This window comes from Streptomyces venezuelae (genome assembly GCF_008642275.1).
Lineage (GTDB): Bacteria > Actinomycetota > Actinomycetes > Streptomycetales > Streptomycetaceae > Streptomyces > Streptomyces venezuelae_E.
The window spans coordinates 6,457,391-6,471,272 of sequence record NZ_CP029189.1; the positions used below are offsets into that span (position 1 = coordinate 6,457,391).

13 protein-coding genes and 1 tRNA gene are annotated in these 13,882 nt (G+C 73.2%); 11 read left to right on the forward strand and 3 right to left on the reverse strand.

Going from position 1 to position 13,882, the window contains the following annotated elements:
• Positions 1–6: 6 nt before the first annotated feature.
• Genes DEJ51_RS28585 through DEJ51_RS28600 form a run of 4 tightly spaced genes read left to right on the forward strand, consistent with a single transcriptional unit; the run spans position 7 to position 3,308 of the window.
• Positions 7–762, forward strand: a complete 756-nt coding sequence (locus DEJ51_RS28585) for a (Fe-S)-binding protein (RefSeq protein WP_150260453.1) — start codon at positions 7–9, stop codon at positions 760–762.
• The gene (locus DEJ51_RS28590; protein WP_411757359.1) at positions 759–2,285 is read left to right on the forward strand and encodes a lactate utilization protein B; all 1,527 of its coding nucleotides are present in this window, start codon (positions 759–761) and stop codon (positions 2,283–2,285) included. The genes DEJ51_RS28585 and DEJ51_RS28590 overlap by 4 nt, the downstream gene beginning before the upstream one ends.
• Positions 2,282–2,914, forward strand: coding sequence for a lactate utilization protein C (locus tag DEJ51_RS28595; RefSeq protein WP_150260454.1), 633 nt, complete (start codon positions 2,282–2,284; stop codon positions 2,912–2,914). The genes DEJ51_RS28590 and DEJ51_RS28595 overlap by 4 nt, the downstream gene beginning before the upstream one ends.
• A gap of 4 nt (positions 2,915–2,918) precedes the next feature.
• Positions 2,919–3,308, forward strand: coding sequence for a VOC family protein (locus DEJ51_RS28600; protein ID WP_150260455.1), 390 nt, complete (start codon positions 2,919–2,921; stop codon positions 3,306–3,308).
• On the opposite strand, the gene DEJ51_RS28605 is transcribed toward DEJ51_RS28600, so the two are convergent.
• The gene (locus DEJ51_RS28605; protein ID WP_223836000.1) at positions 3,305–3,781 is read right to left on the reverse strand and encodes a DUF309 domain-containing protein; all 477 of its coding nucleotides are present in this window, start codon (positions 3,779–3,781) and stop codon (positions 3,305–3,307) included. The two genes, DEJ51_RS28600 and DEJ51_RS28605, sit on opposite strands and share 4 nt — an antisense overlap.
• Before the next feature lie 107 nt (positions 3,782–3,888).
• On the opposite strand from DEJ51_RS28605, the gene DEJ51_RS28610 reads away from it, so the two are divergent.
• The 7 genes from DEJ51_RS28610 (at position 3,889) to DEJ51_RS28640 (ending at position 11,490) form a co-directional block, all read left to right on the forward strand.
• A tRNA-Pro gene (locus DEJ51_RS28610) sits at positions 3,889–3,965 on the forward strand.
• A 566-nt stretch (positions 3,966–4,531) separates the two neighbouring features.
• Positions 4,532–4,807 carry a hypothetical protein gene (locus DEJ51_RS28615; protein ID WP_150260456.1) on the forward strand — a complete coding sequence of 92 codons (276 nt, stop codon included), beginning with the start codon at positions 4,532–4,534 and terminating at the stop codon, positions 4,805–4,807.
• A gap of 9 nt (positions 4,808–4,816) precedes the next feature.
• Positions 4,817–6,286 carry an IclR family transcriptional regulator C-terminal domain-containing protein gene (locus DEJ51_RS28620; protein WP_150260457.1) on the forward strand — a complete coding sequence of 490 codons (1,470 nt, stop codon included), beginning with the start codon at positions 4,817–4,819 and terminating at the stop codon, positions 6,284–6,286.
• 205 nt (positions 6,287–6,491) lie between these two features.
• Positions 6,492–7,541 carry a PucR family transcriptional regulator gene (locus DEJ51_RS28625; RefSeq protein ID WP_411757360.1) on the forward strand — a complete coding sequence of 350 codons (1,050 nt, stop codon included), beginning with the start codon at positions 6,492–6,494 and terminating at the stop codon, positions 7,539–7,541.
• A 154-nt stretch (positions 7,542–7,695) separates the two neighbouring features.
• Positions 7,696–8,205, forward strand: a complete 510-nt coding sequence (locus DEJ51_RS28630; protein ID WP_150260459.1) for a hypothetical protein — start codon at positions 7,696–7,698, stop codon at positions 8,203–8,205.
• Positions 8,206–8,359: 154 nt separating this feature from the next.
• A complete protein-coding gene (locus DEJ51_RS28635) occupies positions 8,360–9,883 on the forward strand; it encodes a flotillin family protein (protein WP_150260460.1) in 1,524 nt (507 codons plus the stop codon).
• Positions 9,884–10,179: 296 nt separating this feature from the next.
• Positions 10,180–11,490: a DUF5933 domain-containing protein gene (locus DEJ51_RS28640; RefSeq protein ID WP_223836230.1), complete on the forward strand. Its 1,311-nt coding sequence runs from the start codon at positions 10,180–10,182 to the stop codon at positions 11,488–11,490.
• Positions 11,491–11,629: 139 nt separating this feature from the next.
• On the opposite strand, the gene DEJ51_RS28645 is transcribed toward DEJ51_RS28640, so the two are convergent.
• Together DEJ51_RS28645 and DEJ51_RS28650 are read right to left on the reverse strand one after the other, a co-directional pair.
• Positions 11,630–12,511 carry a DUF4436 domain-containing protein gene (locus DEJ51_RS28645; RefSeq protein WP_223836002.1) on the reverse strand — a complete coding sequence of 294 codons (882 nt, stop codon included), beginning with the start codon at positions 12,509–12,511 and terminating at the stop codon, positions 11,630–11,632.
• 83 nt (positions 12,512–12,594) lie between these two features.
• On the reverse strand, positions 12,595–13,752 hold the full coding sequence (locus DEJ51_RS28650; protein ID WP_150260461.1) for an agmatine deiminase family protein: 1,158 nt from the start codon (positions 13,750–13,752) through the stop codon (positions 12,595–12,597).
• Between the last annotated feature and the right edge of the window lie 130 nt (positions 13,753–13,882).

Below are 13,882 nucleotides of genomic sequence, written 5' to 3' on the forward strand. Positions count from 1 at the left end.
CCCATCATGCGAGCCGCCCTGTTCGTCACCTGCGTGAGCGACGTGCTGTACCCGCGGACCGGCATCGCCGTCGTACGCCTCCTGGAGCGGCTGGGGGTCGTCGTGGACTTCCCGGCGGCCCAGAGCTGCTGCGGGCAGCCGCAGTACAACACCGGCTACCGGTACGAGACCGAACCACTCGTGCGGCGTACCGTGCGGGCCTTCGCGGGACACGAGTACGTGGTCACCCCCTCCGGGTCCTGCGCCGCGATGATCCGCGAGCACTACCCGCGCATCGGCCGGAAGGCGGCGGCCGAGGGGCGCGGCAGCGAGCTCGCAGAAGCGGCCGCCTCGCTCGCGCCGCGGGTGTACGAGCTGACCGAGTTCCTGACCGACGTGCTCGGCGTGACCGACGTCGGCGCGTACTTCCCGCACACCGTCACCTACCACCCCTCCTGTCACGGCCTGCGCGGCCTGGGGCTCGGAGACCGGCCGCGCCGCCTGCTGGCCGCGGTCAAGGGCCTGGACCTGGTCGAGCTGCCGGGCGCCGAGGAGTGCTGCGGCTTCGGCGGCACCTTCGCCGTCAAGAACCCGGACGTCTCGGCCGCCATGGGCACCGACAAGATCACGGCAGCGGCCGGCACCGGCGCCCGGGTGCTGTGCGGCGCCGACAACTCCTGCCTCGCCCACCTGGACGGCCTGCTGCGCCGTACGGACAGCCCGCTTCGGACCCTGCACCTCGCCGAGATCCTGGCCGCCACCGAGGAGGAACCGCCGTCGTGACGGGCACCTACCTGGGCATGCCCGCCATGCCCGCCACACCCCGGATGCCGGCCGTGCCGGCCACGCCCGAGGTGCCCTCCTTCCCCGAGGCGGCGCGCGAGGCCGTACGGGACGGGGTGCTGCGCGCCAACCTCCGGCACGCCACGCACACCATCCGCGACAAACGCGCGCGGGCCGTCGCCGAACTCGCCGACTGGGACCGGCTGCGCGCCGCGGGCCGGGCCGTCAAGGACCACACCCTGCGCCATCTCGACCGCTACCTGCTGCAGTTGGAGGAAGCGGTCACGGCGGCCGGCGGCACCGTCCACTGGGCCGCCGATGCCGACGAGGCCAACCGGATCGTCACGGACCTGGTCCGCGCGACCGGCGAGCGCGAGGTCGTCAAGGTCAAGTCCATGGCCACCCAGGAGATCGGACTCAACGAGGCCCTGGAGGCCGCCGGGATCGCCGCGTACGAGACCGACCTCGCCGAACTCATCGTCCAGCTCGGCCACGACCGGCCCTCGCACATCCTCGTCCCCGCCATCCACCGCAACCGCGCCGAGATCCGCGACGTCTTCCGCACGGAGATGGGGCGTTGGGGCCGTCCCGCACCCGGCTCGCTCGGCGACGACCCGCGGGAGCTGGCCGAGGCGGCCCGCCTGCACCTTCGCGAGAAGTTCCTGCGCGCCAAGGTCGCCGTCTCCGGAGCCAACTTCATGGTCGCCGAGACCGGCACCATGGTCGTCCTGGAGTCCGAGGGGAACGGCCGGATGTGCCTGACCCTGCCCGAGACCCTGATCTCCGTCGTCGGCATCGAGAAGGTCGTCCCGACCTTCCGCGACCTGGAGATCTTCCTCCAGACGCTGCCGCGCTCCTCGACGGCCGAGCGGATGAACCCGTACACCACCATGTGGACCGGCACCATGAAGGGCGACGGGCCCACCGCCTTCCACCTGGTCCTCCTCGACAACGGCCGCACCGACACCCTCGCCGACGAGACCGGCCGCCAGGCCCTGCGCTGCATCCGCTGCTCCGCCTGCCTCAACGTCTGCCCGGTCTACGAGCGCGCCGGCGGCCACGCCTACGGATCCGTCTACCCCGGCCCCATCGGAGCCATCCTCAGCCCCCAGCTCCGCGGCACCGCCCGCGCGATCGACGCCTCCCTGCCCTACGCGTCCACCCTCTGCGGAGCCTGCTACGAGGTCTGCCCGGTCGCCATCGACATCCCCGAGGTCCTCGTCCACCTCCGCGAACGCGTCGCCCAGGGCGGCCCGGCGACCCGCGCCGGCATCCGCGTCACGCTCCGCCCCGCCGACGGCCACACCGCCGAACGGGCCGCCATGCGCGCCGCCAGACTGCTCCTGGACCACCCGGGAGCCCTGCGCGCGGGGGAGCGCCTGCTGGCCAGGGCCCGGCGGCTGGCCCCCCGGCGGCTCCCCGGGGCCGGGCGGGCCTGGACCGACAGCCGCGAACTGCCCACCGTACCGCCGGAGTCCTTCCGCGACTGGTGGGCGGCCAGGGAACGGAGCACCCCGCGATGAGCAGCAAGGACCGCGTCCTGGGCCGGATCCGCCGGGCGCTGCGCGACGCCGCGCCCGAGGGGGAGATCCCCCGCGACTACCTCCCCGTCCACGGCGTCCGCACCCCGGCGGCGCGGGTGGACCTGCTCGCCGCCCACCTCGCCGAGTACCGGGCCGTCGTCCACCGCACGCACGAGGAGGCCCTGCCCGCGCTGCTGACCCGGCTCCTCGACGCACGGGGCGCCCGGTCGGTGCTCGTCCCGCCGGGCCTGCCCCCGCACTGGCTCCCGGCCGGGGGCCCCACCCGCGTACCCGACCGGGCGGAGTCCACCCCGTACGAACTGGACCTGGTCGACAGCGTGGTCACCGGCTGCGCCCTGGCCGTCGCCGAGACCGGCACGATCGTCCTCGACGGCGGCCCCGACCAGGGCCGCAGGCGCATCACCCTGATCCCGGACCACCACGTCTGCGTGATCCGGGTTCCGGACCAGGTCGTGGACTCCGTCCCGCAGGCCCTGCCGCTCCTCGACCCGGCCCGCCCCCTGACCTGGATCTCCGGCCCTTCCGCCACGAGCGACATCGAACTGGACCGGGTGGAGGGGGTACACGGGCCCCGCACCCTGGAGGTGGTCCTCATGGGCACACAATGAGCGCATGCCATCCCACATCGCCCTCACGGCCCTGCTCGTCCACGACTACGACGAGGCCATCGACTTCTACACCCGCGCCCTCGGCTTCGACCTCGCCGAGGACACCGCCCGCCCGGACGGCTCCCGCTGGGTCGTGGTCCGCCCGCCCGGCGCCACCGAGTCCGCGCTCCTCCTCGCCCGCGCCAAGGACGAGGCCCAGCGCTCCCGCGTCGGCGACCAGACCGGCGGCCGCGTCGGCCACTTCCTGTACACCGACGACTTCGCCCGCGACCACGCCCGGATGACCGCCGAGGGCGTCCGCTTCCTGGAGGACCCGCGCCACGAGCCGTACGGCTCCGTCGCCGTCTTCGAGGACCTCTACGGCAACCGCTGGGACCTCCTCCAGCCTGCCTAGGCCGGGCCCAGCCTCGGTGCCTCCCGTGCGGCGTCGACGGCCGGGCTGCCGTCCGCGACCCGGCCGGCCAGCGCCCCGGCCCACCGGACCAGGCCCGGTACGTCGACCCCGTACGGGCCCCCGTCCAGCCCCTCGATCGCGGCGGCCCCGCGCCGCAGCAGCCGCGCCCCGCCGACCGCGTTGCCGCGCGCGGCGTGCGTCAACCCGACGGCGAGCTGCGCGAGCCCCCGCCAGAGGGGGGCCGCGGTCTCGGGCCCCGATTTCCAGGCGTCCTCGAACACCTCGTGCGCGTGGAACGGCATCCCGGCGTCCAGCAGCCGCTGCGCCTCCCGCAGGGTCTCCGCGGGGGAGCGCACCACCCCCTCGGGCTGCCGCTCCACCCCGGCGGCCCCGTAGGCGAGCGGCCGCCCCAGCCCGTCCCTCGGCCGCGCGCTGCGCGCCCGCCCGTCGACATCCCGATCCCGTGCGTTCACCAGGCCATCCTCCCCCGCGCCGGTTACCCGTGCATGCACACCCCTCGGCGTGGGGTAATGTTCTGCATGTGCCGCCGAGCAGGGGAAACCCCAGGTCGCAGGCACAACGGGACGTGGCGCAGCTTGGTAGCGCACTTGACTGGGGGTCAAGGGGTCGCAGGTTCAAATCCTGTCGTCCCGACCATGCTTCATGCAGGTCGGAGGTCGTTCTCTCACTACTGAGAGGACGGCCTTTCGTGCGTTCGGGGCCATGGACGGGACCTCCGGGCGCCGCCAGCGGCGGCCCGCCACCGTGGCTCGGGGACGGCACGAAGCTGCCGCCCCGGGATCCGGGACGACGGCTTCCACCGGCAGGCCACGCGCCAACATGGTCACTGCCCGAATCTCTGGTCCCACGGTTGCAGCCGGCAGCAGTCAGAGAGATCGATGGCTGCCTCGGCAACCAGCCTGTCCAGCCTCTCCTTTCCCGCCGCAGATCACAACCCGGTCTGAACGCCCGTGAGCCAAAGCCGCACGGCGGTCCGCGCCGACGGCCGGACGTCGGGGGAGCGGGCACGGAGGTCCCCGGGAACGCGCGTGAGCCAATTCGAGCAGGCAGAACACCGTGCCGACGTGCGGCCCGGCGCCCTGCCGCCGTCCGGTAGCGTGCCGTCCGGGAAGCGCCAACTTCCCTTGCTTGAGGATCACTTGCAGCCGGCCAACAGCGGTTGGCGCTCTGCCACCCGCGCTCAGTCAGAGAGACACGCAGACATGCCCACGAACGGACTCCCCTCCTCGCCTGGCGACCGGGCCGCCTCCGGCCGCGAAGGATCCGAGCAGCGCCACCTGTCCCTGCCGTACGTCGCGGGCTTGATCACGTTTCCCGTTCTGGGGACGGTCCTGGCCCTGGCGGGCCTGCCGACGGCGGAGATCGTCCCCCTTCTGGCGCACTGCGCGGCGCTCGGCGCCGTGGCCGTGCTCGTCGTCGGCGGGGGCCGCCGACTCGCAGCAGGACTGGCGTCGGCCGTCCTGCGCATCACTCAGTAAGGCGGCACGGTGGGACGCACCGAGAAGCCGGTGGACTGGACCGACCCCGTCCGCGCCACCTTGGCCGTGCTGTTACGGGGAGCCCGCGGCAGAGCCCGTCTGACCTACGCACAGCTCGCGCTGCGCACCAGCAGCTCGGCCGCCACCCTCAAGCGGGCCGCCTCGGGCAAGACGGTCCCCACCTCGACGACCGTCACGGAGTTCCTCACCGCCTGCGGAGCGTCGCAGGAGGACCTGACGATGGCGAAGCGCCTGGTCGAGGCGGCCCACGGACCGTCGCGCAGCGTCCCGGCCGGCGAGGTGATCGAGCCCGCCGGGGTCTTCACCGAAGGTGAACTCAACAGCGCCCTGGTGTCCCTTCACCGGAACGCCGGCCTGCCGCCCTACCGGCAGGTGCAACGCAAGGGCGGACACGAGTGGCTCGCCCTGAGCAGCATCTGGGCCATCCTCCGCCACCAGCGGCTGCCGGCCAGCCCAGGGCAGATGGCGGCCTTCCTCCGCGGCTGCGACATCGCGGAGGAGCAGCAGGGGTCGTGGTTGGCCGCGTGGAACCGGGCGAAACGGCCGCAGGCCATGCCCGGATCGCTCCACCTGTCCGGCGCGTGCGGGAGCCATGCCGTATCGAGGAGGTACGCGGCTGCCTGCCTCCCGCGCACCACGAGGCGTGGGACGGACATGCATCGCGACGGCTCCGCCCCCTTCGCCGTACCCGTGTGGTGGGAGGCGGCCCGGTGGGCCAGTGACCTCGTAGGGGTGGTTGACGCCGCGGACGGGATCGACACCCGCTCGCTCGCCCGGCGGGCCGGGCTGTCCCTGGACTCCACCACGCGGCTGCTGGAGTGGCTCCGCCAGCAGCAGCTGGTCGCCACCGTAGCGGGCGCCCACTTCCCCGGACCGGCCCTGGAACCGCTGACCCGGCCGGGCCGCCCGCTCCTCAGCAACGCCCTCGCCCGGCTGCGCGACGAGGTGGGCGCCGCGGTCTACCTCAGCAGCTACACGGACGGGGAGATCCGGGTCCGTGCATCCGCGCACAGCGAGGCCGCGCCGCCGGCGGAGGAATGGGTCGCCTTCAGGGCCTCGGGCCACGCGAGCGCCATCGGGAAGAGCCTCCTCGCCCAGCTCGACGGCGCCGCCCGGATGGACCACCTCAGCCGCCACCCGGCCATCAGGCTCACCGAACGCACCATCACCGACCCCCTCAAGCTCTTCGAGAACCTGGATCGGGGCGGCCCGCACGGGCCTCAGTTCAGCGTGCTGGAGTACTCCCCCCAGGCGGTCTGCGCCGCCGTACCCCTCGGCCTCCCCGGCGAGGTCTGCGGCATCGCGCTGTCGCTCCCGGTCCAGCAGTACCCGCGCCTCCTCATGGCCGCCCGGCGCCTTCCCGGGCTGGCTCCCGCCCTCCTGCTCGCGAGCCTGATCGCAGACCGCCCCGAACCCGCCCATGCCTTCCGTGGCCGACCGGAGCTCCTCGCGGCCTAGATGTACTGATCACGAGTGGACCGGCACTCCCGGCCGACGGGCCGGAGCTCGTGACACCTCGTCCAGCAGCACGACGGGCGCGTTCTTCAGCAGCGCGCGCGATCGGATCGCCCCAGGTCCTGGCGCCGGCGCGTCCCGACGCACGTGTCACCCTGGTCCCGAGTCGAGGACGGGCGAGGGAGCGCGTCGGGATCGGGGGAGGAACGTGGTGGAGCGGGACACGCCGGAGGACCGTCTCGGCGGGTACGTCGGCATACTGCGGCACGCGTGCGCCACGGGGCGCCGCCTCAGCCGCGCCGAGCTCGACTCCCGCCGCGCCGAGGGCCGGCGCGCGGCGGAGGAGGGTCTGCCGCTGCGCGCGCTCATACGGGACCACCTGGCCGCCGCCCGGAGCGTTCCGACGCGCGCGCCGGAGCCGTTGCTGGCCGCCGTCGAACAGGCGGTGGACGCGTTCGTCGAGGGGTACGAACACTCCCAGCGCCAGGCGGTCCGTCAGGAGGAGGCCGCCCGGCGGGAGTTCATCGACGACCTGCTGCACGGGCGCAGCGGGCTGGGCCTGCTGGCCGAGCGTGCCGAGCGGTTCGGGCTGCGCCTGTCCCAGGCGCACGCGGTGGCCGTGGCCGCCGGCTCCGAGCCGTACGGCGACGGCTACCCGGTGGCGCGCCGCATCGAGGAGGCCGTCCTCGGACGGTTCGGGAAGCGGCAGATCCTGCTGGCCACCAAGGACGGCAGCCTCGTCTGCGTGGCGCCCGGCGACCAGCCCGACGTCCTGGCCTACTTCGCCGAGCAGGCGCACGCGGCGACGGACGGCGGACGGGTCGCCGTCGGCCGCTCCCACCCGGGCCCCGGCGGGGTCGTCCACTCGTACGAGGAAGCCCTCAACGCGCTCGACATCGCCGAGCGGCTGGGGCTGGAGGGGCCGGTGCTGTACGCCTCCGACCTGCTGGTCTACCCGGTCCTCAGCCGCGACCGGCAGGCCATGGCCGACCTCGTCGAGAGCGTCCTGGGCCCCCTGCGCCAGGCGCGCGGAGGGCCTCGGCCCCTGCTGGACACCCTCACCGCCTATTTCGGCTGCGGCTGTGTGGCGACGGAGACCGCCCGGCACCTCTCGCTGAGCGTGCGCGCCCTGACGTACCGGCTGGAGCGCATCCACGCCCTGACGGGCGCGGACCCGGCGGACCCGGTGGACCGCTACACGCTCCAGACCGCGGTGATCGGATCACGGCTGCTGGGCTGGCCCGACGCCACGGGGTGACGCCGGGGCTGCGGTCGCCGGGCCGGGAGACCCTGCCGGGCCACGGCGTAAAAAAGTCGTAAAGATTGCCGAAGACAGGCAATGTGCAACACCCTCGCCCGCTGGCACGATGCCGTTGTCCGGCGAAAACGCCGGCCGGGCGGGGGAGGTGCTCATGGACTTGTTTCTGGGTCTCGGCATCGGGGGGATCGTCCTGCTGGCCGGCTCGCTGGTGTTCGACGGGGTCCTCGAAGGTGTCTTCGACGGAGCCCTGGACGGACTGTTCGACGGATGGCTGTCGCTCCCGGTGGTCGCGGGCTTCATTTCGATGCTCGGTTTCACGGGGGCGATCGTGCTCGGGACCACCGGTCTCGGGCCGGGAGCGGCAGCCGCCGCCGGGGCCGCGGCCGGTGCGGGGGCCGGCTGGTCGACGTACCGGATGAGCCGCGCCCTCGCCCGGGACGGCGACGGGGCCGCCCCGCACCACGGCGAGCTCGTCGGGTCCGCCGGGACCGTGGTCACCGCCATTCCGGCGGACGGATACGGCGAGGTCCTGCTGAGACTGGGAGGCCAGCCGGTCAAGTACGCCGCGACCGCCGACGGCCCGGTGGCCCTCGGCGCCGAGGTGTGGGTCACGCGGACGCCGTCGTCCACGTCGGTCGGTGTGCGCCCCGTCGAACGCTGACCCGGGCACCGGTCCGGGCGCGGCCCCCGGCCCGTCGCCGGGCAGCGACCCGAGTGCCGAGCCCGAGTGCCGACCCCGAGCGCCGACCCCGAGCGCTTCACCTTGTCATCCACCACCGATCTGCCCTCGTGAGCGCGGGCAGGGGGGATCCACCATGAGTTCAGTCGTCGTTCCGGTCGTGGGAGTGGTCGTACTCCTCGTCCTGCTCGCACTGGTCGTCGTCACCCGCTACAAGGTCGCCGGTCCCAGCGAGGCGTTCCTCATCACGGGCCGGCGCGGCAAGAAGTCCACCGATCCGGCCACCGGACAGATCTTCACCGACACCAGCGGCCAGAAGGTCGTGGTCGGCGGCGGCGTGTTCGTCGTGCCCTTCGTCCAGCAGCGCTACACCCTCGACCTGTCCAGCCGGCACATCCCGATCGCCGTGCGCGGAGCGGTCACGCTGCGCGGCATCAAGGCGCATCTCGAAGGCGTCGCGATCGTCAAGGTCGGCGGCAACGAGGACGCCATCCGCGCCGCCGCCCAGCGCTTCCTCCAGCAGCAGGACGGCATCGTCGGCTTCACCCAGGAAGTGCTGTCCGGCGCGCTGCGCGCCATCGTCGGCCGGATGTCGGTCGAGGACATCATCCGCGACCGGGCGGCCTTCGCCGGGCAGGTCGCGGAGGAGGCCGAGGCCAGCCTCTCCGGCCAGGGCCTCGTCCTGGACGCGTTCCAGATCCAGGACATCACCACGGAGGGCTCCTACCTGGAGGACCTCGGTCGGCCCGAGGCCGCCCGAGCCAAGCAGGAGGCCGACATCGCCGAGGCCAACGCCCGCCGGGCCGCCGAACAGGCCCGGCTGAAGGCCGAGGAGGAGATCGCGGTCGCGCAGCGCACCCTGTACCTGCGCCAGGCCGAGATCAAGGCGGAGACCGACGCCGCCGCAGCCCAGGCGAACGCCGCCGGCCCGCTGGCCGACGCCGACCGGCAGCAGCAGATCCTGGCCGAGCAGGAGAAGGTGGCCGAGCGGCAGGCCGCGCTGACCGACCGCCAGCTCGACACCGAGGTCCGCAAGCCCGCCGACGCCCGGCGCTACCAGGCCGAGCAGGAGGCCGAGGCCAAGCGGGTGGCCCGGGTCAAGCAGGCCGAGGCGGAGCGGCTCGCCGCCATCGCCGCCGCGCAGGCGGAGGCCGAGCGGGCCCGCCTGACGGGTGAGGGCGAGAAGCAGCGCCGCTCCGCGCTCGCCGAGGCCGAGGCCATCGAGGGAGTCAAGCGCGGTGAGGCCGAACGCGCCCGCCGCGCGGCCATCGCCGAGGCGGTACGCCTGGAGGGTGACGCGGAAGCGGCGGCGATCGCCGCCAAGGGCGCGGCCGAGGCGGAGGCGATGCAGAAGAAGGCCGACGCCTTCGAGAGCTACGGCGACGCGGCGATGGTCCAGATGCTGGTCGAGGTGCTCCCGCAGGTGGTCGCCAAGGCGGCCGAGCCGCTCGGCGCCATCGACAAGATGACCGTCATCTCCACCGACGGCGCGAACAAGCTGTCCCGTACCGTCGCCGACAACGTCGCCCAGGGCATGGAGCTGCTCGGCTCCACGACGGGCGTCGACCTGGCCCAGCTCCTCAAGGGCATCACCGCTACCAGGCCGGCGACGACCCCCGAGGCCGCCCCGGCCAACGGCAGGGTCGCGATCACCGACTGACCCCGGGCGCCGTCCCCGCCGGTCGCGTCCTCCGGTTCCCGGAGATCCGGCCGGCGGGCGGCGGCGCGCTCGCTTCGGTTCATCCGGCGGGGCCGAATTCTCCGGTCAGGTCCCGCCGGCCGGGGCGGGCGCTCGGGTGAACCGGCCGGTACACCCACGCTCAATCAAACCTGCCCACTCCGTTAACATGTTCGACCTGACTATGTTCACGTTGGACCACGATAAGCGGCCGGAAATTGACATCTACGATATGGCGGGTTCTTTCTCGAATAGGCGACGGCGCCAGGTCCGCCGCGCTGCCCCGGCCCCGGGCCGTCCTGTGGGGCGCCGTGGGTGTGATCGGCCTCGGATTCCTCGTCGCACTGGAGCTGGCCGCGCGCCGGTACGGCGTGCCGGGTCCGATCACCGTCCAGACGCGCGAGGTGATCTTCGCACCCCAGTCGGGCACGGTGCTGTACGCCAGCATGGCACTGATGATGGTGGTCCTCACCTGGCGGCAGCGCCTCATCGGACTCGCCGCCGCGATCGGCATCGACCTCGTCTTCTGGCTCGTACGGTGGCTGGCCGGCGCCGAGATGATGTTCGGCAACGGCGCGCTCCTGGTGACCTTGGCCTGGGCCGTCATCGCCGTCACGCGGCGCACCGGCCGGGAACGTCTCCTGCTGCTGAAGGGCGTGGGACTGGCGCTGCTGCTGGTGGCCGGCCGTAAGACCGGCTACACCTGGCTGCTGATCACCTCGAAGTCCCGCCCGATGGTGCTCGACCAGTACGTGGCGACCGCCGACCACGCGCTGGGCAACCCGTCGTGGGTGGCGGGCCGGATCGTCGAGGCCACCGGCGCGGTCGGCTTCCGCATCCTCGAATTCGTCTACATCCAGCTCGCGGTGGCCGCGGTCGCCGTCGCGCTGTACCAGCTGCGCCACGTGGCGACCCTGCGCCGCTTCCCGAGCCACCACCTGGTGCGCACCTTCCTGGTCATCGGTCTGCTCGGGCCGGGGATCTACATGGTCTTCCCGGTGGTCGGGCCGATCTTCGCCTACGGCGCGGACGGCGGGCACTGGGCGGTGGCCGACCTGTGGCCGAACACACCGCCGCCGCTCGGTACCCCGGGCCCGATGCCCTTCGACGAGTTCACCCCGCGCAACTGCATGCCCAGCCTGCACACGGCGTGGGCGACCGCGATCTTCATCCATTCCCGCAAGGCCCCGAGGGCGCTGCGCTACGCGGGCACGTTCTGGCTGATCGCCACCCTCGGCGCCACGCTCGGCTTCGGCTACCACTACGGCGCGGACATCATCGCCGGCGTGGTCTTCACGGTCACGATCGAGGCGGGGCTGCGCACCCTCGCCCGCGGCTGGGACCGGCCCGGCGTCCTGCTGACCGGCTACGGCTTCGCGGTGTTCGTCGCGTACCTGGTCTCGTACCGCTATCTGTCGGTGCAGCTGGCCGCGTACCCGTGGGTCTTCGGGCCGCTGCTCCTCCTCGCGATGGGCTCGGTGATCTACGGCTACGTACGGATCACCAGGACGTGGGAACGGCAGGACGCGGCCGCGGCGGTGGTGCGGGTACCGCAGCCCCGGCGCGAACCGCAGCCCGAACTGGTCTGAGCTCGCGGGGGACCGGGACGGCCACCCCGCCACCGTCCCCCTCCCGCCGCCGTTCCGCCGGGTGCAGTCCGGCGGAGCCGATGATCGCCGCCTGCCCGGCCCGGACTGCGCCCGGACCGGGCCGGCCTGACGCTCCCGCCTACGGCGTGTCCGAGGACGTCGTGGCCGGGGGTTCGGCGCGGATGCCCGCGACGACCACCGTGACGAGGCAGAACGCGATCACCGTCTCCGCCCAGAGGAAGGCGATGTAGTCGAGCAGGCAGCCGATGGGCGGCGCGCCCGGGGCCGTGTTGCGGAAGGCTGCCAGCGCGAAGAGGGTCGCGGCCATCCAGCCGAGGGCGGGCCAGGTCAGGCCCTTGCGGCGGGTGACCAGATACCAGCTGCCGATCAGGACCGAGACGGCGAGCGCCCACATGGCGAGCATCATGAAGACCGCGAAGACGAAGACGCTGTTGGAGCGGGCCAGGCCGACGTCGAGGACCGCGACGCCCTGCGTCGACGAGGCGTCGACCGTCGCCGAGAAGAGGACGTCGTTGTTGGAGAGCGTCACGCGGACGGGGACCTTCTCGCCACCCGACACGGCACCGAACTCGACGTCCGCCCCGTAGGCGTCGAAGGGGTAGTCCGTGATCGAACCGCCCGTCAGGGCCACGGGGACGTCCGTCGTCGCGATGCGCTGGTGCGCCTTGAAGGTCAGGTCGCCCCGGATGGCCGTCGAGGTCTGGATGGTGAGGTCCTCGGTGGGGGAGACCCCGTCGGCCTCGGCCAGGGCGCCCCGGGGAGTGACCAGGACGCGCAGGGTCATCTCGCGGCCCGCGGCGTCGACGCGCTGGATCGTGGCGTCGACGTCGATGCGGTCCGGGTCGGCGCGCCCCGCCGTGTACACCGTGTCCAGCGCCTGACGTTCCCCGAACTGGAGCCACGCCCCCACGGTGACCGCCGCGACGACGGCGATCAGGACCAGGCCCGGCAGCAGCGGGACGCGGCGCGCGGGTCGCGCGGGGCGGTGGGGGTTCGACACGGTGGCTCCGGAGGTGCGCGGTGCGCGGTGCGGGGTGCGAGGCGTGGGGGGTGTGGGGGCGTGGCGGTGGGGCCGCGGGCGGGTCAGGCCGCGGGCTTGCCGGGCTGGTCGTGGGTCGAGCAGTGGATGCCGCCGCCGCCCGAGGCGATGGTGTCGATCTTCACCATGACGACGTCCCGCTTGGGGAAGTGCTCCCGCAGGATGCCGCGGGCGCGGTCGTCCGCCTTGCGGTCCCCGAACTGCGGCATGAACACCGAGTCGTTGGCGACGTAGAAATTGGCATAGGTGGAGACGAAATCGTCCCCCTCGCCGGTGATCCGGTTCAGGTCCGGCTGCGGCAGGTCGACGACCTCGAAACGGCGGCCGCGGGCGTCCGTCGACTTCGACAGGACGGACTTCGCCTGATCGGCGGAGCGGGACCAGGAGTCCGGCGGGGTGCCGGGGTGGGCACGGTCCAGCAGGACCACTCCGGGGGCGGTGAAGCGTACGAGGCTGTCCACGTGCGCGTCGGTGATGTCCTCGCCGCGTACGCCGGCCAGCCAGATGACCTTCTGGACCCCCAGGGTCTGCTTGAGCTCGGCCTCGATGGTGTCCCGGGACTTCCCCTTGTTGCGGTTGTCGTTGACGATCGAGCTCTCGGTGACCATCAGGGTGCCCTCGCCGTCGGTCTCGAACGAACCGCCTTCGGCGACGAGCGGGGCCTGGACCCTGGGGATCCCGTACTTCTGCAGCAGCAGGCGCCCGACCTGGGCGTCGTTCGAGTGCTCCTGCTTGTTGCCCCAGCCGTTGAAGTTGAAGTCGACGCCGACGACCTCGGCGCCCTCCTCGACGAACACCGGGACGGTGTCGCGGGCCCACAGGTCGTCGACGGCGAGCGGGATCACCTCGACCTGCGAGCCGACGGCCTTCTGGGCCGCGTCCACCTGGTCGGGCCGGGCCATCATGATCACTTCTTCGTAGCCGCCGACGGCCCGCGCGATCCGGGCGATGTCCTCACGGACGTAGGGCAGGTCCTGCTCCCAGACCGAGGCGAGGGCCGGCCAGGACATGAAGGTACGGGTGTGGCTCTCCCACTCGGCGCCGAACCGGCGCTTTCCGTCCGGGGCCGGCTGGGAGGAGCCAGCGGGGCCCGGCTCCTTGCCGGACTCGGCGGGACCGCAGGCGGCCGCACCGAAGACGGCGGCGCCGATCCCGGCGAAGGTGCGGAGGACGGAGCGGCGGGTGGGGGGAGTGAACGACACGGGGGACTCCGATCGTGTGCTGGCGGAGCGAGGGGCGTCCGGCCAGGGGGGCACGGGAGGCGTGGCACAGGCCGGCGGGCCGGGCCCTATCCAAAGGGTGCACGCTTTGCACCGAGAACATCCGGTTCGC

Coding starts and splice junctions, on each gene's coding strand:
- DEJ51_RS28585 (WP_150260453.1), top strand. CDS start 7: ATGCGAGCCGCCCTGTTCGTCACCTGCGTGAGCGACGTGCTGTACCCG.
- DEJ51_RS28595 (WP_150260454.1), top strand. CDS start 2,282: ATGAGCAGCAAGGACCGCGTCCTGGGCCGGATCCGCCGGGCGCTGCGC.
- DEJ51_RS28600 (WP_150260455.1), top strand. CDS start 2,919: ATGCCATCCCACATCGCCCTCACGGCCCTGCTCGTCCACGACTACGAC.
- DEJ51_RS28615 (WP_150260456.1), top strand. CDS start 4,532: ATGCCCACGAACGGACTCCCCTCCTCGCCTGGCGACCGGGCCGCCTCC.
- DEJ51_RS28630 (WP_150260459.1), top strand. CDS start 7,696: ATGGACTTGTTTCTGGGTCTCGGCATCGGGGGGATCGTCCTGCTGGCC.
- DEJ51_RS28635 (WP_150260460.1), top strand. CDS start 8,360: ATGAGTTCAGTCGTCGTTCCGGTCGTGGGAGTGGTCGTACTCCTCGTC.